Source organism: Phocaeicola coprocola DSM 17136 (genome assembly GCF_000154845.1).
Taxonomy (GTDB): domain Bacteria; phylum Bacteroidota; class Bacteroidia; order Bacteroidales; family Bacteroidaceae; genus Phocaeicola; species Phocaeicola coprocola.
This window is the reverse complement of the sequence record NZ_DS981460.1, coordinates 97,973-119,095: the sequence shown is the minus strand read 5'-3', so window position 1 is coordinate 119,095 and position 21,123 is coordinate 97,973. Positions and strand designations below refer to the sequence as shown.

Genomic DNA, 21,123 nt, shown 5'->3' with positions numbered 1-21,123 from the left:
AAATTAATACTTGATTTAGAATCTGAAGTGAGCAAAAGCACGGTTAGCTTCAGCCATACGGTGCATATCTTCTTTACGTTTGAAAGCACCACCCTGCTCGTTATATGCATCAAGAATTTCAGCTGCCAATTTATCAGCCATTGATTTGCCACCACGTTTACGGGCAAAAGCAATCATATTCTTCATAGAGATTGACTCTTTACGGTCTGGACGAATTTCTGTAGGAACCTGGAAAGTTGCACCACCAATACGGCGAGACTTAACTTCCAGCTGCGGAGTCACATTATCTAGAGCTTTTTTCCAAACTTCCAAAGCTGAAGTTTCTTCACCTGGAAGTTTTGTTTCAACTGTCTTCAATGCATTGTAGAAGATTTCGTAAGAAGTATTCTTCTTTCCATCATACATCAGATGGTTTACGAATTTAGAAACCTTCTGATCATTAAATACTGGATCCGGAAGGATCACACGTTTTTTTGGTTTTGCTTTTCTCATTTTGTTTGATAATAATGTTTAGTTTGGGGCTGCATCTCTGTTTTCTTCAACGCCTCCTCTGAAGCATTTACTCAACCTTAAAGCTTTTCCAACAAACCAAAACGAATTAATAAAGTTTTTTACTAAGGATTGTACTCAGCTACGAATTATTTCTTACCTTTTCCTGCTGGAGCCTGTCCTGGTTTCGGGCGCTTAGCACCATATTTAGAACGTCTCTGTGTACGACCAGCAACACCTGCTGTATCCAATGTTCCACGAACAATATGATAACGTACACCTGGAAGGTCTTTCACACGACCACCACGAACCAATACGATTGAGTGTTCCTGCAAGTTATGTCCTTCTCCCGGAATGTAAGAGTTCACTTCCTTAGAGTTTGTCAAACGCACACGAGCAACTTTACGCATTGCTGAGTTCGGCTTTTTCGGAGTTGTAGTATAAACACGTACACAAACACCACGTCTCTGAGGGCATGAGTCCAATGCAGGTGATTTACTCTTCTCAACCAAAACCGTTCTTCCTTTTCTTACTAACTGTTGAATAGTAGGCATTTTGTTTTGATTTTAATTATTATATATATTGTTTATTGTTTTTCCAATCCTAGTCGAAACTATACATTTCGGGCTGCAAAATTACAAATAACTTTTTAATAGACAAACTGTTTTAAAATAAAAAAAGCCCATTTCCCGAAAAAAGTCGGAAAATGGGCCATAAAGCTATGTTTTTATATTTTTTTAAGCTTCTCCCTTAAAATCACTCAATGGAGGAACAAAGGTTTTACTACCGTTTCCCTGTTCTTCCGGCATACGTATTGGACCAAAATTATGCTCGTACTTTGCAACATTATCCTGCAATGCATACATCAATCGTTTTGCATGTTCAGGAGTCATCACAATACGCGATTGTACTCCAGCCTTTGGCAAGCCCGGCATAATACGAACAAAATCTACAATAAACTCAGAAGTAGAATGAGTAATTATAGCAAGATTAGCATAAGTTCCTTGAGCAACTTCTTCTTTCAGCTCTATCTGAAGCTGATTATTTTTGTTTTCGTTTTCCATAATAACTTAGTTTTTACATTTCAATTTTTATATTAACGCCACAAATGTAGGGAAAAAGTTGAATCATCCGAACAGTTAAGTAAAAATTTCAATAGCCAATTTCACTTTTTGGCAAATTCAACGAAGCTATTAAAGGGAAAATATAAGTTGAGATTTTCGATTTATGATTGATATAAATACAAAAGGAGCTGTGCCATTCTTCATGACACAGCTCCTTATATGTATAAGATTAAAGTATTATTCTACTTCACTATAATCAAGCACGTTCTTACGATTTGCCAGAATTCTGTCATACTCTTCTTTTGAGCCAACAATAATCTTTTCGTATTCACGCTGACCAGTTCCGGCAGGTATCAAATGACCGCAGATAACGTTTTCCTTCATACCTTCCAGTTTATCAACTTTACCGTTAATTGCTGCTTCGTTCAAAACTTTAGTAGTTTCCTGGAATGATGCAGCCGACATAAAGCTTGATGTTTGCAATGCAGCACGTGTAATACCTTGCAAAATCTGAGTTGATGTAGCAGGAACAGCATCGCGTACTTCTACAGGTTTTAAGTCACGACGCTTCAGCATACTGTTTTCATCACGCAACTTACGAGCTGTAACAATCTGTCCCGGCTGCAAATTCTGAGAATCACCAGCATCAACAACAACTTTCTTACCCCAGATACGGTCGTTTTCCTCGTTAAATTCCAAACGGTCTACAACCTGCTGTTCCAAGAAACGAGTATCTCCCGGCTCATCAATCTGAACTTTACGCATCATCTGACGAACGATAATTTCAAAGTGCTTATCGTTAATCTTAACACCCTGCAGACGGTATACATCCTGAATTTCGTTCACGATGTACTCCTGTACTGCTGTAGGACCTTTAATAGCCAAGATATCAGCAGGAGTGATAGCACCATCTGACAACGGAGTTCCGGCACGTACATAGTCGTTTTCCTGAACAAGGATCTGCTTTGACAGAGCCACAAGGTATTTCTTCACATCGCCTGTCTTAGATGTAACGATAATTTCACGGTTACCACGTTTAATCTTACCCATCGTAACCTCACCATCGATTTCTGAAACAACAGCAGGATTAGACGGATTACGTGCTTCAAACAATTCGGTTACACGTGGAAGACCACCGGTGATATCACCTGCCTTACCAACTGCACGTGGAATCTTAACCAAAATATCACCGGCCTTAACCACCTGCTTGTCTTCAACAACTACGTGACCGCCTACCGGCAAGTTATATGTACGAATGATACCACCATTTTCATCCAAAATATGCAATGACGGGATCTTTGTCTTATCTTTAGATTCTGTAATGATGATTTCACGCAAACCTGTAGCTTCATCTGATTCTACCTTATATGTTACATTTTCAATTACAGATTCAAAATCAATCTTACCTGCAGCTTCTGTAACAATAACGGCATTGAACGGGTCCCACTTAGCAATCAGCTTACCTTTCTCAACGACTTCACCATCTGATGCATACAGTTTAGAACCATAAGGAACGTTATGTGTTGACAGGATAATACCTGTATTAACATCCACGAAACGAACTTCAGCCAAACGACCAACAACGATTTTAACTGCTTCACCTGTTTCTTCAACAGCGTCTACTGTACGCAATTCTTCAAACTCAAGACGTGCATCGTTCTTCGCAACAATACTTGCATTTGCAGCCATGTTACCGGCGATACCTCCGGCGTGGAACGTACGCAATGTCAGCTGAGTACCCGGTTCACCGATTGACTGAGCAGCGATAACACCAACAGCCTCACCTTTCTGAACCATACGGCTGGTAGCAAGGTTACGTCCATAACACTTAGCACATACACCTTTCTTCGACTCACAAGTCAATACAGAACGGATTTCAACGCTTTCAATCGGAGAATCTTCGATTTCCTGTGCAATTGATTCTGTAATTTCTTCACCAGCAGCTACTATCAGCTTACCAGTTGTAGGATGTATTACATCGTGTACAGAAACACGTCCCAAAATACGTTCATACAATGTTGCAATAACTTCATCGTTATTCTTCAATGCTGTACAAACCAGACCACGCAATGTTCCACAGTCTTCTTCATTAATGATCACGTCGTGAGAAACGTCAACCAAACGACGAGTCAAATATCCGGCATCGGCAGTTTTCAATGCAGTATCGGCAAGACCCTTACGAGCACCGTGAGTAGAAATAAAGTACTCCAACACTGACAAACCTTCCTTAAAGTTAGAAAGAATCGGGTTTTCAATAATCTGAGCACCTTCAGCACCTGCTTTCTGAGGTTTAGCCATCAAACCACGCATACCAGACAACTGACGGATCTGTTCCTTAGAACCACGGGCTCCAGAATCCAACATCATAAATACAGAGTTGAATCCTTGATCGTCATTCTTAATAGTCTTATACAAGATATCAGACAAGTCGCTGTTAACGTGCGTCCAAGTATCAATAACCTGATTGTAACGTTCGTTGTCAGTGATGAAACCCATGTTATAGTTCATCATAATTTGCTCAACCTCTTCGTTACCACGTTTAACCAGTTCTTCCTTTTCTTTCGGGATAATGATATCACCCAAGTTGAATGACAAACCACCTTCGAAAGCTTTCTTATAACCTAAGTTCTTAATACCATCCAAGAATTCACAAGCACGGGCAACACCGACTGTCTTAATAACATCGCTGATGATATCACGCAATGATTTCTTAGAAATAATAGTATTCAAGTAACCGCATTCATCTGGAACCAACTCGTTAACGATAATACGTCCTACAGAAGTTTCTTTAATCATCTTCTTGACAATATTACCATTTTCATCAAGGTCGTTAGTTACAACACTGATGATAGCGTGAATATCTACTTTTCCTTCATTGTAAGCAATCAATGCTTCTTCTGGTCCGTAGAAAATCAATCCCTCACCCTTAGCACCTTTACGCAACTTGGTAATGTAATACAAACCAAGAACCATATCCTGTGCCGGCACTGTGATAGGAGCACCATTGGCAGGGTTCAATATATTATGTGATTGAAGCATCAACATCTGAGCTTCAAGAACAGCTTCATTACTCAAAGGCAAATGTACCGCCATCTGGTCACCATCAAAGTCGGCATTGAACGCAGTACATGCCAACGGGTGCAACTGAATAGCCTTACCTTCAATCATCTTAGGCTGGAATGCCTGAATACCCAAACGGTGCAAAGTCGGCGCACGGTTCAGCAATACAGGATGTCCTTTCATTACATGCTCCAAGATATCCCAAATAACTGGCTCCTTACGATCTACAATTTTCTTTGCAGACTTGACAGTCTTAACAATACCACGTTCTATCAATTTGCGAATGATAAATGGTTTGTAAAGTTCGGCAGCCATCAATTTAGGAATACCACATTCACCCATCTTCAGTTCCGGACCTACGACAATTACTGAACGTGCAGAATAGTCAACACGTTTACCCAGCAAGTTCTGACGGAAACGTCCTTGCTTACCTTTTAAGCTATCTGAAAGTGACTTCAAAGGACGGTTGGCATCTGTCTTCACTGCGCTTGACTTACGAGAGTTGTCAAACAGTGAGTCAACAGCTTCCTGCAACATACGCTTTTCATTACGTAAGATTACTTCCGGAGCCTTGATTTCAATCAGACGTTTCAAACGGTTATTACGAATAATAACACGACGATACAAATCATTCAAGTCAGAAGTGGCAAAACGACCTCCATCCAATGGAACCAACGGACGTAATTCTGGTGGAATAACCGGAACAATACGTACAATCATCCATTCAGGTTTATTACGGCCACGTGAAGCACGGAAAGATTCTACAACCTGCAAGCGCTTCAAAGCTTCATTCTTACGTTGCTGAGAAGAATCATTATTAGCTTTATGACGTAATTCATAAGAAAGAGCATCTAAGTCCAGACGAACGAGTAAGTCATAAATTGCTTCAGCACCCATCTTCGCAATGAACTTATTTGGATCACTGTCTTCCAGATATTGGTTTTCTTTTGGAAGACTATCCATAATATCAAGATATTCTTCTTCAGACAGCAAATCATATTGGCTGATACCGTCTTCTGCTTTTATACCCGGCTGAATAACTACATAACGTTCATAGTAAATAATAGCATCAAGCTTCTTTGTAGGCAATCCTAACAAATAGCCGATTTTATTAGGCAAAGAACGGAAATACCAGATATGTGCAACAGGTACAACCAGCTGAATGTGACCGCTACGTTCACGACGAACTTTCTTTTCTGTTACTTCTACACCACATCGGTCGCACACAATTCCTTTATAACGAATGCGCTTGTATTTACCACAATGACATTCGTAGTCCTTTACCGGACCGAAGATTCGTTCACAGAACAAACCATCACGTTCCGGTTTATAAGTACGGTAGTTGATAGTTTCCGGTTTCAATACTTCACCGAAAGAGTTTTCCAAAATCTCTTCAGGAGAAGCCAGTCCGATCGTAATCTTTGAGAAATTACTCTTTATCTTAGTATCTTTTCTAAAAGCCATACTTTATATTTTATAAAATGAAGAATTTAAAGATGAAGGTGGAGGCTATCCGTCTCCATCCTTCATTAATATATTATTCCAGTGTAATGCTCAGGCAAAGACCTCTCAATTCATGCAGCAATACATTCAAAGATTCAGGGATACCCGGAGTAGGCATTGGTTCACCCTTGACAATTGCTTCATAGGCCTTCGAACGTCCAACTACATCATCAGACTTGATTGTCAGAATTTCCTGAAGGACATGGGCTGCACCAAATGCTTCGATTGCCCAAACCTCCATTTCTCCAAAACGCTGACCACCAAACTGAGCCTTACCACCAAGTGGCTGCTGAGTAATCAGAGAGTACGGACCGATAGAACGAGCATGCATCTTGTCTTCAACCATGTGACCAAGTTTCAACATATAAGTCACACCAACGGTTGCCGGCTGGTCAAACTGCTCACCTGTACCTCCATCATATAAGTAAGTCTTACAATAACGAGGCAAACCAGCTTTATCTGTCCATTTATCCAAATCATCCAGAGTAGCACCATCAAAGATCGGAGTAGCAAATTTCACACCCAGTTCTTTTCCGGCACGTCCAAGTACAGCTTCGAAAATCTGACCGATGTTCATACGAGAAGGCACACCCAACGGATTCAATACGATATCTACAGGAGTTCCATCTGCCAAGAACGGCATATCTTCCTGACGTACGACACGTGATACAATACCCTTGTTACCGTGACGACCTGCCATCTTATCACCTACACCAATCTTACGTTTCTTAGCAATATAAACTTTAGCCATCTGAATGATTCCTGAAGGCAACTCATCTCCGATGGTCAAAGCAAATTTCTTACGCTTCAACTCAGCATCGAGTTCTTTATATTTCTTCAGGTAATTCATGATCAAATCACGAATCATGTCATTCTTATGAGCATCAGAAGTCCATTTGCTCAACTGAATGATTGTATAATCCAATGATTCCAAGTCACGTTTTGTAAACTTGGCACCCTTAGCAATCACTTCAGTTCCCAAATAATCCTTAACGCCTTGAGAAACCTTATCATTAGTCAAAACTAACAGTTTTTCAACTAAGATTTCTTTCAGTGCTGCTGCCTTTTCTTCAAATTCTTCATTCAGTTTCGGCAGAATAGCCTTATCTGCATTCTTCTCGCTACGAGTCTTGATAACACGTGAATATAATTTCTTATCGATAACCACACCTCGCAATGATGGAGAAGCTTTTAATGAAGCATCTTTTACATCACCAGCTTTATCACCAAAGATTGCACGCAGCAATTTTTCTTCTGGAGAAGGATCTGATTCACCCTTCGGAGTAATCTTACCAATCAAGATGTCTCCCGGCTCGATACGTGCACCAATACGGACAATACCATTTTCATCCAAATCTTTTGTTGCTTCTTCACTCACATTAGGAATATCAGAAGTCAACTCTTCCATACCGCGCTTAGTTTCACGTACTTCAAGGATGTATTCGTCAACGTGTACAGAAGTCAGAATATCTTCACGAACAACACGTTCGTTCAACACAATAGCATCCTCGTAGTTATATCCTTTCCATGGCATATAGGCAACCAACAGGTTCTTACCCAGTGCCAATTCTCCGTTAGCTGTAGAATATCCTTCTGTTAAGATATCTCCCTTCTTTACACGCTGACCTTTAGTACAAATCGGACGCAAGTCGATAGTCATACTCTGGTTCGTTTTGCGGAATTTAGGGATACGATATTCCTTCAATGCCGGTTCAAAGCTTACAAATTCTTCATCATCTGTACGGTCATACAAAATTCGAATTGTTGTTGCATCTACAAAATCAATTACACCGTCACCTTCAGCTGTAATCTGAGTACGTGAATCTTCACATAATTGTTTTTCGATACCAGTACCAACAATAGGAGCTTCTGTCTTCAACAAAGGAACTGCCTGGCGCATCATGTTTGATCCCATCAATGCACGGTTAGCGTCATCATGCTCCAAGAACGGAATCAATGAGGCAGCAATAGAAGCGATCTGCTGTGGAGCAACGTCCATCAACTCTACCTGATCGGGAGTTACTACCGGATAATCTGCATCACGACGAGCTTTTACTTTCTCGCGGATAAATGTTCCGTCATCATTCAACGGTGCATTACCCTGAGCTATAATCTTGTCTTCTTCTTCCTCTGCTGACAAATATTCTATACCTTCCGGTGATAAATCAACAACTCCATCTTTTACTTTACGGTAAGGAGTTACGATAAATCCAAGATCATTAATCTTTGCATATACACACAAAGAAGAAATCAAACCGATATTCGGACCTTCAGGAGTTTCAATCGGACACAAACGACCATAGTGAGTGTAGTGTACGTCTCGCACCTCAAATCCGGCACGATCACGCGACAAACCACCAGGACCTAATGCAGACAAACGACGTTTGTGAGTGATTTCAGCCAGCGGATTTGTCTGGTCCATGAACTGTGACAAAGCATTTGTTCCAAAGAATGAATTAATAACAGAAGAAATAGTCTTCGCATTAATCAAGTCAATCGGAGTAAATACCTCGTTATCGCGTACATTCATACGTTCACGGATAGTACGTGACATACGAGCCAAACCAATAGCGAACTGATTAGACAACTGTTCACCTACTGTACGTACACGACGGTTGCTCAAATGGTCAATATCATCTACATCTGCTTTTGAGTTAATAAGCTCAATCAGATATTTGATGATTTCAATAATATCTTGTTTTGTCAATACTTTGACATCCATATCCGTATCCAGATTCAACTTCTTGTTGATACGGTAACGTCCTACTTCACCCAGATCATAACGCTTTTCAGAGAAGAACAAGTTATTGATAACTTCACGAGCACTAGCATCATCAGCAGGATCTGCATTACGCAACTGACGGTAGATGTACAATACAGCTTCCTTTTCTGAGTTACTTGGGTCTTTCTGTAAAGTATTGAAAATAATTGAATAGTCAGAAGAATTAGCTTCTTCATTGTGAACGAGGATATTCTGAATACCAGATTCCAAAATCAAATCGATATGTTCCGGTTCGATTACAGTTTCACGGTCGATTACAACCTCGTTACGTTCAATAGAAACAACTTCACCAGTATCTTCATCAACGAAATCCTCAGTCCAAGTTTTCAGCACACGAGCTGCCAGCTTACGACCAATAATCTTTTTCAAGTTGGCTTTATTAACTTTTACATCTTCAGCCAAATTAAAGATTTCCAGGATGTCTTTATCATTTTCAAAACCAACAGCACGCAGCAATGTAGTAACAGGCAACTTCTTCTTACGGTCAATGTAAGCATACATTACGTTGTTAATATCCGTTGCAAATTCAATCCAAGAACCTTTAAACGGAATGATACGAGCCGAGTACAATTTTGTTCCATTAGCATGGATACTTTGTCCAAAGAATACACCCGGAGAACGGTGTAACTGAGAAACAACTACACGTTCTGCTCCATTGATAACAAAAGTACCTTTTGGAGTCATGTAAGGGATAGGACCCAGATATACATCCTGAATAACGGTATCAAAGTCTTCGTGATCGGGGTCTGTACAATAAAGCTTCAGCTTAGCTTTCAAGGGAACACTATAAGTCAAGCCACGTTCTAAACAGTCATCGATTGTATAGTGAGGCGGGTCAATATAGTAGTCGAGGAACTCGAGCACGAAGTTGTTACGTGTATCTGCAATAGGGAAGTTTTCTGCAAACACCTTATACAAGCCATCGTTCTTTCGTTTTTCAGGCGGAGTATCTAACTGTAAAAAGTCTTGAAATGACTTCAATTGCACTTCCAGGAAATCCGGATACTTCATCGGATTCTTAATAGAAGCAAAATTAATTCGTTGATTATTAGTATTTGAAGACATCTGTATGGAGTTAAAATGTTTAAATTCAGGTAAGAGAACCTGTGTAACTTAATATAGACGCAAAAAGGTTAAGAATCCTCTTGACAGAGGACTCTTAACCGAACTACCTGATTTACAGGATAATCTTATTTAAGTTCAACTTCAGCTCCAGCTTCTTCCAAAACTTTCTTCAAAGATTCAGCTTCGTCTTTAGCCAAACCTTCTTTAACTACGCTAGGAGCACCGTCAACCATGTCTTTTGCTTCTTTCAAGCCAAGACCACAAGCTTCTTTAACTGCCTTAACAACCTGCAATTTAGCAGCACCTGCGCTCTTCAAAACTACATCGAATGAAGTTTTTTCTTCAGCAGCAGCTGCACCAGCAGCAGCAGGACCAGCAGCAACAGCTACAGCTGCAGCAGCAGGTTCAATACCATATTCTTCTTTAAGGATAGTTGCAAGTTCATTAACTTCTTTTACTGTCAAGTTAACTAATTGTTCTGCAAAAGCTTTCAAATCTGCCATTTTTGTATGAATTTAATTGTTTGTTACTAATTGATAATTAAAGTTGTTTAGTTTAGTCTTAAGATCAGCAAACGATTATTCTGCACGTTCACCCAAAGTCTTAAGAACTCCGTGAATGGTGTTACCACCAGACTGAAGAGCAGAAATAACGTTCTTCGCAGGAGATTGCAGCAATGCCACGATATCCGCAATAACTTCGTTCTTGCTCTTGATTGTTGCCAAAGCTTCGAGCTGATCAGCACCTACATAGAATCCTTCTTCTGCATAAGCAGCTTTCAATGCAGGAACACCTTCTTTGTATTCTTTCAACAACTTAGCAGGAGCGTTTGCTGTTTCGCAGAACATTACTGAAGTTGTACCTTTCAAAGAATCAAACAATGGTGAATAATCAACATCCAAGCTCATTAAAGCCTTGTGAAGCAAAGAGTTCTTCACAACTACCAGTTTGATACCAGCCTTGAAACATTTTCTACGCAGTTCGCTAGTAGATGCTGCATCCATAGCAGTTGTATCAACCAAGTAGAAATGTCCATATTGCTTTACGGTATCAGCCAACTGACCGATAATTACGCCTTTATCTTCCTTTCTCATGATTCCTCCTTAATTTTAGATTTCTTCTACAGATTTAGGGTCAATCTTAATACCCTTACTCATAGTACTTGAAAGATAAATACTCTTAATATAAGTACCTTTAGCTGTGGTCGGTTTCAGTTTAATGATAGTAGCGATAAATTCTTTCGCATTTTCACGGATCTGGTCAACAGTGAAAGAAACTTTACCGATTGAAGTGTGAACAATACCACTCTTGTCAACCTTAAAGTCAATCTTACCCTGCTTAACTTCCTTAACAGCTTTAGCTACATCCATAGTTACAGTACCACTCTTAGGGTTAGGCATCAATCCACGAGGACCAAGCACACGACCCAGAGCACCGATCTTACCCATGATGGACGGCATTGTAATGATTACGTCAATATCAGTCCATCCACCTTTGATCTTTTCAATATATTCATCAAGACCAACATAGTCAGCACCTGCTTCTTTTGCAGCAGCTTCAGCATCCGGTGTACACAAAACAAGCACACGAACTTGCTTACCTGTACCATGAGGAAGAGAAACAACGCCTCTTACCATCTGGTTAGCCTTACGAGGGTCTACACCTAAACGTACGTCAATATCTAATGAAGCATCAAACTTAGTAAAAGTAATTTCTTTTACAAGCTGAGCAGCTTCTTTCAGTGAGTATGCTTTCCCTGCTTCAATTTTTTCTGCAGCCAACTTTTGATTTTTTGTCAGTTTACCCATTATCAATTGAAGTTAATTAGTTATTACCCGGGAAGTCACCTTTTACAGCGATACCCATACTTCTAGCTGTTCCTGCTACCATTGTCATAGCAGCTTCGATAGTAAAGCAGTTCAAGTCAACCAATTTGTCTTGAGCGATAGCACGAATCTGATCCCAAGTCAGTTCTGCAACTTTCTTACGGTTAGGTTCAGCTGATCCACTCTTAATCTTAGCAGCCTCGAGCAATTGAATTGCAACAGGAGGAGTCTTGATTACGAAATCGAACGACTTGTCTGTGTAGTAGGTAATGATTACAGGCAATACTTTACCTGCCTTGTCCTGGGTTCTGGCGTTGAATTGCTTGCAAAATTCCATGATATTAATACCCTTAGAACCCAAAGCAGGTCCAACGGGAGGTGATGGATTTGCAGCGCCTCCTTTAATCTGTAATTTGATTAGTCCAGCAACTTCTTTAGCCATTTTTACAAAATTTAATATAAATGATTAACGAATAGAATAAACAACACGTAACAAAATGCGTTATTCCTTTTCCACATCCGTAAAGCCTAATTCGAGCGGAGTTTTGCGCCCAAATATTTTGACCATAACTTTCAGTTTGCGTTTTTCCGCGCTTACTTCCTCAATGATTCCACTGAATCCGCTAAACGGTCCAACACTTACTTTCACTGTTTCTCCTACGGTATAAGGGATATTAGTATCCTCACTTACTTCCTGCAGTTCATCTACCGTACCCAGTATTCGATTCACTTCCGATTGTCTTAAAGGCACAGGATGTTCCTGACCTCCTAAAAAGCCAATTACGTTTGTAATGTTTCTCAAGTGATGAGCAACTTCACCAACCAATGCAGCTTCTACCAAGACATAACCAGGGAGATAACTTCTCTCTTTCACAATTTTCTTTCCATTGCGAACCTGATAAACCTTTTCGGTAGGAATCAATACCTGAGATACATACTCTCCAAGGTCGCTGTTTCTCATTTCAGCTTCAAGATATTCTTTAACCTTAGATTCTTTACCACTCACGGCACGAAGTACGTACCATTTTTTTTCAATCTCAGACATTTCTCTAACTGTTTATTAGTGCGGATAGATAACGTCTTCCATGATAAACTGGAAGGCAGAATCCATAAGAAAAACAACGAGTGCAATGAGTAGGGAAGCATATAAAACAACCACTGCACTACTAGAAAGCTCTGAACGAGTAGGCCATGATACTTTATGGACTAGTTCGTCGTAAGATTCTTTACAATAATTCGTTATCTTTTTAAACATATTCTTATCAATTTAGCACGGGAAGAGAGGCTCGAACTCCCGACACTCGGTTTTGGAGACCGATGCTCTACCAACTGAGCTATTCCCGTAAAAATAGTTCCCGAAACCAAATCCGGGAACTATAATTTATTTCGATGAATCGATATTAGTCAAGAAGTTCTGTAATCTGACCAGCACCTACTGTACGTCCACCTTCACGGATAGCGAAACGCAAACCTACGTTCAATGCAACCGGATAGATCAATTCAACGTTGATAGTAACGTTATCACCCGGCATTACCATATCTGTACCTTCTGGCAAAGTGATTTCACCTGTACAGTCCATAGTACGCAAGTAGAACTGAGGACGATATTTGTTGTGGAATGGAGTGTGACGACCACCTTCTTCTTTCTTCAGGATATAAACCTCAGCTTTGAACTTAGAGTGAGCTTTAACCTGACCCGGGTGACACAAAATCATACCACGTTTGATTTCGTTCTTGTCGATACCACGAAGCAACAAACCAACGTTATCACCAGCTTCACCCTGATCCAACAATTTACGGAACATTTCAACACCAGTAACAACTGATTTCTTGTCTTCACCAAGACCCAAGATTTCAACTTCATCACCTACCTTGATAACACCAGCTTCGATACGACCAGTAGCAACAGTACCACGACCAGTGATTGAGAATACGTCTTCAACCGGCATCAAGAATGGTTTATCTACATCACGCGGAGGCAGAGGAATCCAGTTATCAACTGCATCCATCAATTCCATAACTTTTTCTTCCCACTGAGGAACACCGTTCAATGCACCCAAAGCAGAACCACGGATGATAGGAGTATTATCGCCATCGAAGTCATAGAATGACAACAATTCACGCATTTCCATTTCAACCAATTCCAACATTTCTTCGTCATCAACCATGTCGCATTTGTTCAAGAATACAACCAGACGAGGAACGTTTACCTGACGAGCCAACAAGATGTGTTCGCGAGTCTGAGGCATAGGACCATCAGTTGCAGCAACTACGATGATAGCACCATCCATCTGAGCAGCACCAGTAACCATGTTCTTTACGTAGTCGGCGTGTCCCGGACAGTCTACGTGAGCATAGTGACGGTTAGCAGTCTGATACTCTACGTGAGAAGTGTTGATAGTGATACCTCTTTCCTTTTCTTCAGGAGCGTTATCGATAGAATCGAAAGAACGCAATTCTGACAGACCTTTCTTTGCCAATACTGTTGTAATAGCAGCAGTCAAAGTGGTTTTACCGTGGTCAACGTGACCGATAGTACCAATGTTAACGTGCGGTTTCGAACGTTCAAATTTCTCTTTAGCCATAGCTTTACTATTTATTTTGATTAATAATCAGCTTTACAAATTCACGAGCTGTTACCGGGACTTGAACCCGGGACCTCTTCCTTACCAAGGAAGTGCTCTACCGCTGAGCTATAACAGCAAAGAAGAAAAAAGAAGAGCGGAAGACGGGACTCAAACCCGCGACCCTCAGCTTGGAAGGCTAATGCTCTATCGACTGAGCTACTTCCGCAATTTTAGTGGGCAAAGATGGATTCGAACCACCGAAGGCGTAAGCCAGCAGATTTACAGTCTGCCCCATTTGGCCACTCTGGTATTTGCCCAACTTCTTTCAAAGAACACCAGTATAATCCTGTGTTTTTCTTCTTTCGAGCCTCTTGTCGGATTCGAACCAACGACCCCGAGATTACAAATCACGTGCTCTGGCCAACTGAGCTAAAGAGGCAAATTAACTTTGCAGCCACACAATCTCCGCGACTTAGCGGCTGCAAAGTTAGATATTATTTTCTAATCACAAAATATTTCCCGTGATTTTTTTACTTACCCTGCTGTTTTTCTTTCGCTTTCAGCAGTTGTTTAGAGAGTGCATCCATGCACACATCTATAGATTCTTCAAATGTATCACTTACCTTCTCAGCGTAAAACTCTGTATTCAGTGCCAAGACACGTACGCCAGCTTCTTTATTCATAGCTGTTTCAGGTTTTACTACTTTTAAAGACACCTCTACTTTCTTTATATTATCGCAAAACTTCTCGAGCTTCTCTGCTTTTTTCTGAATAAAAGCTTCAAGTTTTTCAGATGCATCGAAATGAATTGATTGAATTCTTACTTCCATAAAAACCTCCTTTTTCTTTACGCTCTAGGGTGAGCTTGTTCATAAACTTTTTTCAGTTCTTCGAAAGTTGTATGAGTATAAACCTCCGTCGTAGTCAAGCTTTCATGCCCAAGCAATTCTTTTACCGCACCCAATTCTGCATGATTATTCAGCATCGAGGTTGCAAAAGAGTGGCGCAACACATGAGGGCTTTTCTTTTTCAACGAAACAACCTTCGAAAGATTACGCTTCACTAAAAGATAAACCAGGCCAGGATATATCGGCTTCCCATTTCCACGAAGAAAAAAAGCTTCTCCACCACCTGGAAAACGTTCTTCTCTTACTGAAAGATAAGCGTTTAAGTCACTTTTCAATTTATCACCAAAAGGAATAAAACGCTGTTTATTTCTTTTCCCCGTTACTTTTATTTGCTTTAGAGATAAATCCACATCAGCATCCGTCAAACCAACGAGTTCAGAAAGTCGAACTCCTGTTTCATAAAAAACCTCTAAAATAACTTTATCCCGAACACCCTCAAAACTTGTTCCAAAATCAGCTTCATCAAGCAAACGAGACATATCAGCCTCTTTCACAAAAACAGGCAAAGGTTTTTTCTTTTTAGGCCCCACCACTTTTTGAAGCGGATCCACAGAAACAACACCTTGACGCAATAAGTAGCGATAAAAAGAACGAAGTGAACTTAACTTTCGATTTACCGAAGTAGCCGTATACCCTTCTTCCATCAATGAGAGAACCCATCCACGAATCAGATCAACATCTACAACAGTAAAATCCAAGCATTCATCCACCGTTTTAAAATACTCTTCAAACTTTTCAAGATCTATACCATAACTAACAATCGTTTTATCGGAATAGTTCTTCTCAAATTGAAGATATTTCAAAAAAGAATCTTTCAGCATAAAAAGCATCGCCTTTATTATTCAGCAACGAATTTATGAAAAAGAATTCAATAATTCAAAGTTTTTACGGAATTATTATTCTTCTACTTGGTGCATTTTCTGAACGTAAACAGCACGTTCCATTTTCAGTCTTTTCAAAACAGACGGTTTGTCATACTGCTGTCTGCTTCTCAATTCTTTTACAACACCTGTTTTTTCAAATTTTCTTTTGAACTTCTTCAGCGCTTTTTCAATGTTTTCGCCTTCTTTTACTGGTACTACAATCATGTTTTTAAAATTAAAGTATGTTGTTATTAAATTATTCGATAGTCGAATTGCGGCGCAAAATTACACATACTTTCTTTATTTACAAAACTTTCCAGTATATTTTATCGAAAATAGCACAGAAATCGTACCTTTGCTTTTAATAGAAAGACTTTGATAAATATATTTTTACTATGAAGGAAGAAATAAAAAAAAGAATAATCTCTTTACGCACTTTCATGAAACGACAAGGAATTGCTGCTTTCATTATACCAAGCACAGATCCTCATTCAGGTGAATATGTACCAGAGCATTGGGAATCACGCAAATGGATTTCCGGATTTACCGGTTCTGCAGGAACTGTTGTCATTACTAAAGACAAAGGAGGATTATGGACTGACTCAAGATATTTTTTACAAGCATCAGAACAATTACAAGATACAGGTATCACCCTGTTCAAAGACCGGCTTCCAGACACCCCCACCATTGCTGAATGGTTGGGAGAAGTCCTGCACTCAGGTGATAAAGTTGGTATAGACGGCTGGGTTAATACCGTAGCAGAAGTAGAAAGTCTCCGTATTTCACTTGACTCTAAAGAGCTTCAATTGGTATCTGTTGACGATCCTTTCAATCTTTTATGGGAAGATCGCCCCCCTTTACCTCAAAGCTCACCGTTTATTTTACCTCTGGAATACAGTGGCATGTCTTGTTCCGATAAGTTGACTCTAGTAAGAGAAAGTCTCTGTCGTAATCAAGCGGATGGCATTTTAATTTCCGCCCTCGATGAAATAGCGTGGACATTAAATTTGAGAGGAAATGATGTACACTGCAACCCTGTTTTTATCAGCTATCTATTTATTACTCAAACAGATGCAACCTTATACATTTTACCAGAAAAGCTTACAGCAGAAGTCAAGGCATATCTCACACAGAATCAAATTCAGACAAAAGACTATACAGAGATAGAAAATGACCTGCTTCAATACAAGGGAAATAGTATTCAGCTTTCTCCAGAAACCAACTACACTCTCTATCAAGCTGCATCAACATCAGCCAGTATCATTAAACAGCCCTCACCAATACGTATACTGAAAGCCGTAAAAAATGAAACCGAAATCAAAGGGTTCCATCAGGCAATGGTGCGCGACGGAGTAGCAATGGTACGCTTCCTGATATGGTTGAAGGAGAACGTGCAAAGTGGTATGGAAACAGAACTTTCTGTTGACCGCAAGCTGTACGAACTACGATCCGAACAATGCCTCTTTCAGGGCATCAGCTTCGACACCATTGCCGGCTATCAGGAACATGGAGCCATTGTCCATTATGAAGCAACGCCTGAAACATCTTCCATCTTGCAAGCAAAAGGACTGCTATTACTCGACAGCGGGGCACAATACCTGGATGGAACAACAGATATAACCCGAACAATTGTACTAGGAGAAGTTTCTGATGAACAAAAAACGGATTACACACTCGTTTTAAAAGGATTCATCGCTTTATCGCAAGCAGAGTTTCCACAAGGAACGTGTGGTACACAGTTAGATGTACTTGCACGCCAGTTTATGTGGAAAGCAGGCATCAACTACGGACATGGCACAGGACATGGCGTAGGGCATTTCCTAAATGTACACGAAGGGCCTCATCAAATACGTATGAACCATATCCCCACTCCTTTACAACCAGGCATGACAATAACGAACGAGCCAGGCATCTACAAATCCGGACGGTATGGCATCCGTACAGAAAATACAATGCTTGTAGTACCCGCACGTGAAACCGAATTTGGAGTTTTCTATAAATTCGAACCACTTACATTATGTCCGATCGACAAAGAAGCTATTCGCATAGATTTATTGACTGACGAAGAGATTGAGTGGTTGAACAGCTATCACCAGAGAGTATACGATACGCTTTCTCCAATGCTTACATCCGACGAGCAGAACTGGTTGAAAGAAGCTACCGCACGCTTATAAATTCAAACGAAATAAAGATAATTATGGCACTAATAAAATCAGTCAGAGGATTCACTCCTCAAATAGGTGAAAACTGCTACCTTGCCGACAATGCTACCATCATAGGTGACGTCGTTATGGGACGAGATTGCAGTATATGGTTTAATGCAGTCTTACGAGGTGATGTCAACTCTATCCGTATCGGTGACAGAGTAAATATTCAGGACGGAACCGTATTACATACTCTTTATGAAAAATCTACTGTCGAAATAGGAAATGATGTTTCTATCGGACACAATGTCACCCTCCATGGAGCCTGCGTACACGATAATGCCCTCATCGGCATGGGTTCCACTCTCCTCGACCATGCTGTAGTAGGAGAAGGAGCTATAGTAGCTGCAGGTGCACTGGTTTTAGCAAATACTGTTATAGAGCCTCATACCCTTTGGGGTGGAGTTCCTGCTAAGTTTATAAAGAAAGTAGACCCTGAACAAAGTAAAGAGCTGAACCAAAAGATAGCAAACGGATATTTGATGTATGCTTCCTGGTTTAAGGAATAATACAAAAAGCGGAGAACAGACCAATTTATACACAGTTGCTGTTCTCCGCTTTTTACTTAACCAGCATTTTCGTCTTTTATAAATGCCCCATATGAATTAAACAACCAGCGGGTTCCATCTATCAACAAAACATGATAATTTCCTTCCTTTCTGTCTACATCTGTAATTCCGACATCTGCTGCTGTATTTTTCCAATACGAAATAATACCTGAAGGCAACAATGGTAACATCGAATCCGGCCATATCTGCCCTCCCCCATTTATGCGTAACCATTCATAATCACCATCAAACAAGAAACTGAATCCATTTGGTAAAGCAACAGATACAAGTGGATTATTACAATCATAATTCCATGAAATTTTCATCTGATAAACTTCTGTAAAATAGTTTTTCAGAAATTCCTGAATCTGGCTGATTTGAATCACAAAAGTTTTTTCACCTCCATAGGTAGAAATCGCCTTAGCAGGATGCACCTGTAAGGTATAATAATCTTTCTGGTCACGGGAAACAGAGGTAATACGTGCATTGGGTTCAGAATCCCAAATCTGTTCCATCACCTTCTGAGGCAGTAAATCAATCACAGTTTGCGGCAACTCCGGAAACAACAATTCTCCGTTTTCTTCTACAACTGTCCGATCGAATTCCCCACTAACCAAAGTCCATTCTCCTTCTTTATCAAAAAGAAGCAGATAAGTATCATCTATCCATACCCGATAAGCAGGCATAGAAGGATTCAACTGCTCCGAACCAATAATAATTCGTGTAATCTCTCTACCCGGAAATGCTTGTAAAATATAATTCTTTATCTTCTCAGACAAATATTCTTCGCCAACTTCAACAGGATATTCATATCCCAGACAACGATTCTCATAATGCTGGAAAGCCAGTTTTCTTCCGTCACTCAACTCTGCTGTCAATCCCTCCTTGATTGCATAAATGGCGGAAACTGATATCTCACCAAATTTGGCTTCCATAAAGTCGTACATCTCTCCCAGAAACTTACGCGCGAAAATCTGCATTCCTGCATTAGGGAAACAAACCTTTGTCCAACTTCCTTCGTTAGTAAAATCTACTTCTACATTATTCGACAAGAGAGCATGATACCCTCTCTCTTCCTCATTAATCCGTGAAATCTGTTCAATCATTGCTCCAGGAAACCAAGCAGACACAAACAACGAGATATCGGAAGGAACATCTTGCACAGATACAACTTCTTCAACATCGTCTCCCGAACAGGAAGTTATCCACGGAAACGTTCCACACAAAACAAGGAACAAATAACATATACAGAACAACTTCTTCATAAGCCCCTACAATTAAGTTGTTAAAGTTAAGCATTTTAGCTGACAGCAACGAATATTCCTTGTTAAAAAAGCAACAAAGTACCAAAAGGCTTTTACAATCTATGATGCAAAATAAAAACAACTATAGCAAATGTAATTCACGTGCGATGCCAAAAGCCTGAGCAGAGTTGCTTACTTGTAGTTTTTGCAGGATATTTTGCCTATGACGGCTAACGGTATGTATGCTGAGAGAAAGCTCTTCAGCTATTTCTTTACTCGACTTTCCCCTTCCTATTAATATCAGAATTTCTTTTTCACGTCTTGAAAGCAAGTCGGAACAGTCGTACGTATCAATATCTATACGACTTCCATCAGCTGAATTTACAATCATGCTTCCTATGGAAGAAACTTCAGTCAGATTATATAAACACAAGGCCAGACAAATATTCCCTGTATCCTGTGCTATGACATAAAACATACGGTGTAAAACCTGATGGTATTTTCCCACACTGTCACACATCCGAAGATACTCTTCCAGATAATAATCATTGCGCTGCTTCTCTAAAGCATTTTTAAGGAAATGCAAAAAGCGTAATTCACGAGTATGTTTCTTCACCAAATCATCGGGATGAATCCGACTGAATATTTCTTCTTCCCAGATAGATTCAATAAGATGACATTCCCCATGCAAAGCTATGCCTAAAAACTCTCCTACCTTACCATAATAAATATAACTTCGGTTAGAACCCATATCACTCAGAACTGCTATCGAATTTTCTACCTCAGCATACATCGAAGCAACCTGTTTATAATGTGTAAGATACCGGTTCAGGTTTACTTCCCCTGCAAAATCTTGTGCAAGCAGTTCGTTGTTCAATGCAGTCTTTACATTCATAACGGGAGAGAGAATAAAAATGGTTATTTATCAGTATTGGTGCTCTCAGTACAGGTAACTACCTTTGCAAAATAAAAGAAAATATTCCACATTCTAACTTTACAC

19 protein-coding genes and 5 tRNA genes are annotated in these 21,123 nt (G+C 40.0%); 2 read left to right on the top strand and 22 right to left on the bottom strand.

Features of this window, described 5'->3' with window-relative positions; translation table 11 throughout:
- Positions 1-15 precede the first annotated feature (15 nt).
- The 20 genes from rpsG to rpsU all read right to left on the bottom strand — a co-directional run bounded on the left by rpsG (position 16) and on the right by rpsU (position 16,352).
- On the bottom strand, positions 16-492 hold the full coding sequence (gene rpsG / locus BACCOP_RS06245; RefSeq protein WP_007567339.1) for a 30S ribosomal protein S7: 477 nt from the start codon (positions 490-492) through the stop codon (positions 16-18).
- A gap of 146 nt (positions 493-638) precedes the next feature.
- Positions 639-1,043 carry a 30S ribosomal protein S12 gene (gene rpsL / locus BACCOP_RS06240; RefSeq protein ID WP_007567337.1) on the bottom strand — a complete coding sequence of 135 codons (405 nt, stop codon included), beginning with the start codon at positions 1,041-1,043 and terminating at the stop codon, positions 639-641.
- A 183-nt stretch (positions 1,044-1,226) separates the two neighbouring features.
- Positions 1,227-1,553 (bottom strand): DUF3467 domain-containing protein, encoded by a 327-nt coding sequence (locus BACCOP_RS06235; RefSeq protein WP_007567334.1) that lies wholly within the window; start codon positions 1,551-1,553, stop codon positions 1,227-1,229.
- Positions 1,554-1,790: 237 nt separating this feature from the next.
- Positions 1,791-6,077, bottom strand: a complete 4,287-nt coding sequence (rpoC, locus tag BACCOP_RS06230; protein WP_007567332.1) for a DNA-directed RNA polymerase subunit beta' — start codon at positions 6,075-6,077, stop codon at positions 1,791-1,793.
- A gap of 73 nt (positions 6,078-6,150) precedes the next feature.
- Positions 6,151-9,963: a DNA-directed RNA polymerase subunit beta gene (gene rpoB / locus BACCOP_RS06225; protein ID WP_007567331.1), complete on the bottom strand. Its 3,813-nt coding sequence runs from the start codon at positions 9,961-9,963 to the stop codon at positions 6,151-6,153.
- 125 nt (positions 9,964-10,088) lie between these two features.
- The gene (gene rplL, locus BACCOP_RS06220) at positions 10,089-10,466 is read right to left on the bottom strand and encodes a 50S ribosomal protein L7/L12 (protein WP_007567329.1); all 378 of its coding nucleotides are present in this window, start codon (positions 10,464-10,466) and stop codon (positions 10,089-10,091) included.
- A gap of 75 nt (positions 10,467-10,541) precedes the next feature.
- Complete coding sequence (gene rplJ, locus BACCOP_RS06215) at positions 10,542-11,057, bottom strand: 50S ribosomal protein L10 (RefSeq protein WP_007567327.1); 516 nt, start codon at positions 11,055-11,057, stop codon at positions 10,542-10,544.
- Between the two features lie 15 nt (positions 11,058-11,072).
- Entirely contained in the window at positions 11,073-11,771 is a 699-nt protein-coding gene (rplA, locus tag BACCOP_RS06210) for a 50S ribosomal protein L1 (protein ID WP_007567325.1), read from the bottom strand.
- A 16-nt stretch (positions 11,772-11,787) separates the two neighbouring features.
- Complete coding sequence (gene rplK / locus BACCOP_RS06205) at positions 11,788-12,231, bottom strand: 50S ribosomal protein L11 (RefSeq protein WP_007567323.1); 444 nt, start codon at positions 12,229-12,231, stop codon at positions 11,788-11,790.
- A 60-nt stretch (positions 12,232-12,291) separates the two neighbouring features.
- Positions 12,292-12,834 (bottom strand): transcription termination/antitermination protein NusG, encoded by a 543-nt coding sequence (gene nusG, locus BACCOP_RS06200; RefSeq protein ID WP_007567321.1) that lies wholly within the window; start codon positions 12,832-12,834, stop codon positions 12,292-12,294.
- Between the two features lie 15 nt (positions 12,835-12,849).
- Positions 12,850-13,044 carry a preprotein translocase subunit SecE gene (secE, locus tag BACCOP_RS19655; RefSeq protein ID WP_007567319.1) on the bottom strand — a complete coding sequence of 65 codons (195 nt, stop codon included), beginning with the start codon at positions 13,042-13,044 and terminating at the stop codon, positions 12,850-12,852.
- 16 nt (positions 13,045-13,060) lie between these two features.
- Positions 13,061-13,133: transfer RNA gene (locus BACCOP_RS06195), tRNA-Trp, on the bottom strand.
- 56 nt (positions 13,134-13,189) lie between these two features.
- Positions 13,190-14,374, bottom strand: coding sequence for an elongation factor Tu (tuf, locus tag BACCOP_RS06190; RefSeq protein WP_007564154.1), 1,185 nt, complete (start codon positions 14,372-14,374; stop codon positions 13,190-13,192).
- 46 nt (positions 14,375-14,420) lie between these two features.
- Positions 14,421-14,492 (bottom strand) — tRNA-Thr (locus BACCOP_RS06185).
- Between the two features lie 17 nt (positions 14,493-14,509).
- Positions 14,510-14,582, bottom strand: a tRNA-Gly gene (locus tag BACCOP_RS06180).
- An 8-nt stretch (positions 14,583-14,590) separates the two neighbouring features.
- Positions 14,591-14,673: transfer RNA gene (locus BACCOP_RS06175), tRNA-Tyr, on the bottom strand.
- A 48-nt stretch (positions 14,674-14,721) separates the two neighbouring features.
- A tRNA-Thr gene (locus tag BACCOP_RS06170) sits at positions 14,722-14,795 on the bottom strand.
- Positions 14,796-14,886: 91 nt separating this feature from the next.
- Positions 14,887-15,186 carry a ribosome hibernation-promoting factor, HPF/YfiA family gene (hpf, locus tag BACCOP_RS06165; protein WP_007567318.1) on the bottom strand — a complete coding sequence of 100 codons (300 nt, stop codon included), beginning with the start codon at positions 15,184-15,186 and terminating at the stop codon, positions 14,887-14,889.
- A gap of 17 nt (positions 15,187-15,203) precedes the next feature.
- Complete coding sequence (locus BACCOP_RS06160; RefSeq protein WP_040311884.1) at positions 15,204-16,085, bottom strand: tyrosine-type recombinase/integrase; 882 nt, start codon at positions 16,083-16,085, stop codon at positions 15,204-15,206.
- Between the two features lie 75 nt (positions 16,086-16,160).
- Positions 16,161-16,352 carry a 30S ribosomal protein S21 gene (gene rpsU / locus BACCOP_RS06155; protein ID WP_007567316.1) on the bottom strand — a complete coding sequence of 64 codons (192 nt, stop codon included), beginning with the start codon at positions 16,350-16,352 and terminating at the stop codon, positions 16,161-16,163.
- Positions 16,353-16,522: 170 nt separating this feature from the next.
- Between rpsU and BACCOP_RS06150 the strand changes: the two genes are divergently transcribed.
- Both BACCOP_RS06150 and BACCOP_RS06145 read left to right on the top strand, forming a co-directional pair.
- The gene (locus tag BACCOP_RS06150; protein ID WP_007567314.1) at positions 16,523-18,301 is read left to right on the top strand and encodes an aminopeptidase P family protein; all 1,779 of its coding nucleotides are present in this window, start codon (positions 16,523-16,525) and stop codon (positions 18,299-18,301) included.
- Positions 18,302-18,324: 23 nt separating this feature from the next.
- Positions 18,325-18,840, top strand: coding sequence for a gamma carbonic anhydrase family protein (locus tag BACCOP_RS06145; RefSeq protein ID WP_007567313.1), 516 nt, complete (start codon positions 18,325-18,327; stop codon positions 18,838-18,840).
- 56 nt (positions 18,841-18,896) lie between these two features.
- Here the strand turns inward: BACCOP_RS06145 and BACCOP_RS06140 are convergent, their stop codons facing one another.
- Both BACCOP_RS06140 and BACCOP_RS06135 read right to left on the bottom strand, forming a co-directional pair.
- Positions 18,897-20,144, bottom strand: coding sequence for a PepSY-like domain-containing protein (locus BACCOP_RS06140; protein WP_007567312.1), 1,248 nt, complete (start codon positions 20,142-20,144; stop codon positions 18,897-18,899).
- A gap of 121 nt (positions 20,145-20,265) precedes the next feature.
- On the bottom strand, positions 20,266-21,018 hold the full coding sequence (locus BACCOP_RS06135; RefSeq protein ID WP_007567311.1) for a response regulator transcription factor: 753 nt from the start codon (positions 21,016-21,018) through the stop codon (positions 20,266-20,268).
- Positions 21,019-21,123: the final 105 nt, after the last annotated feature.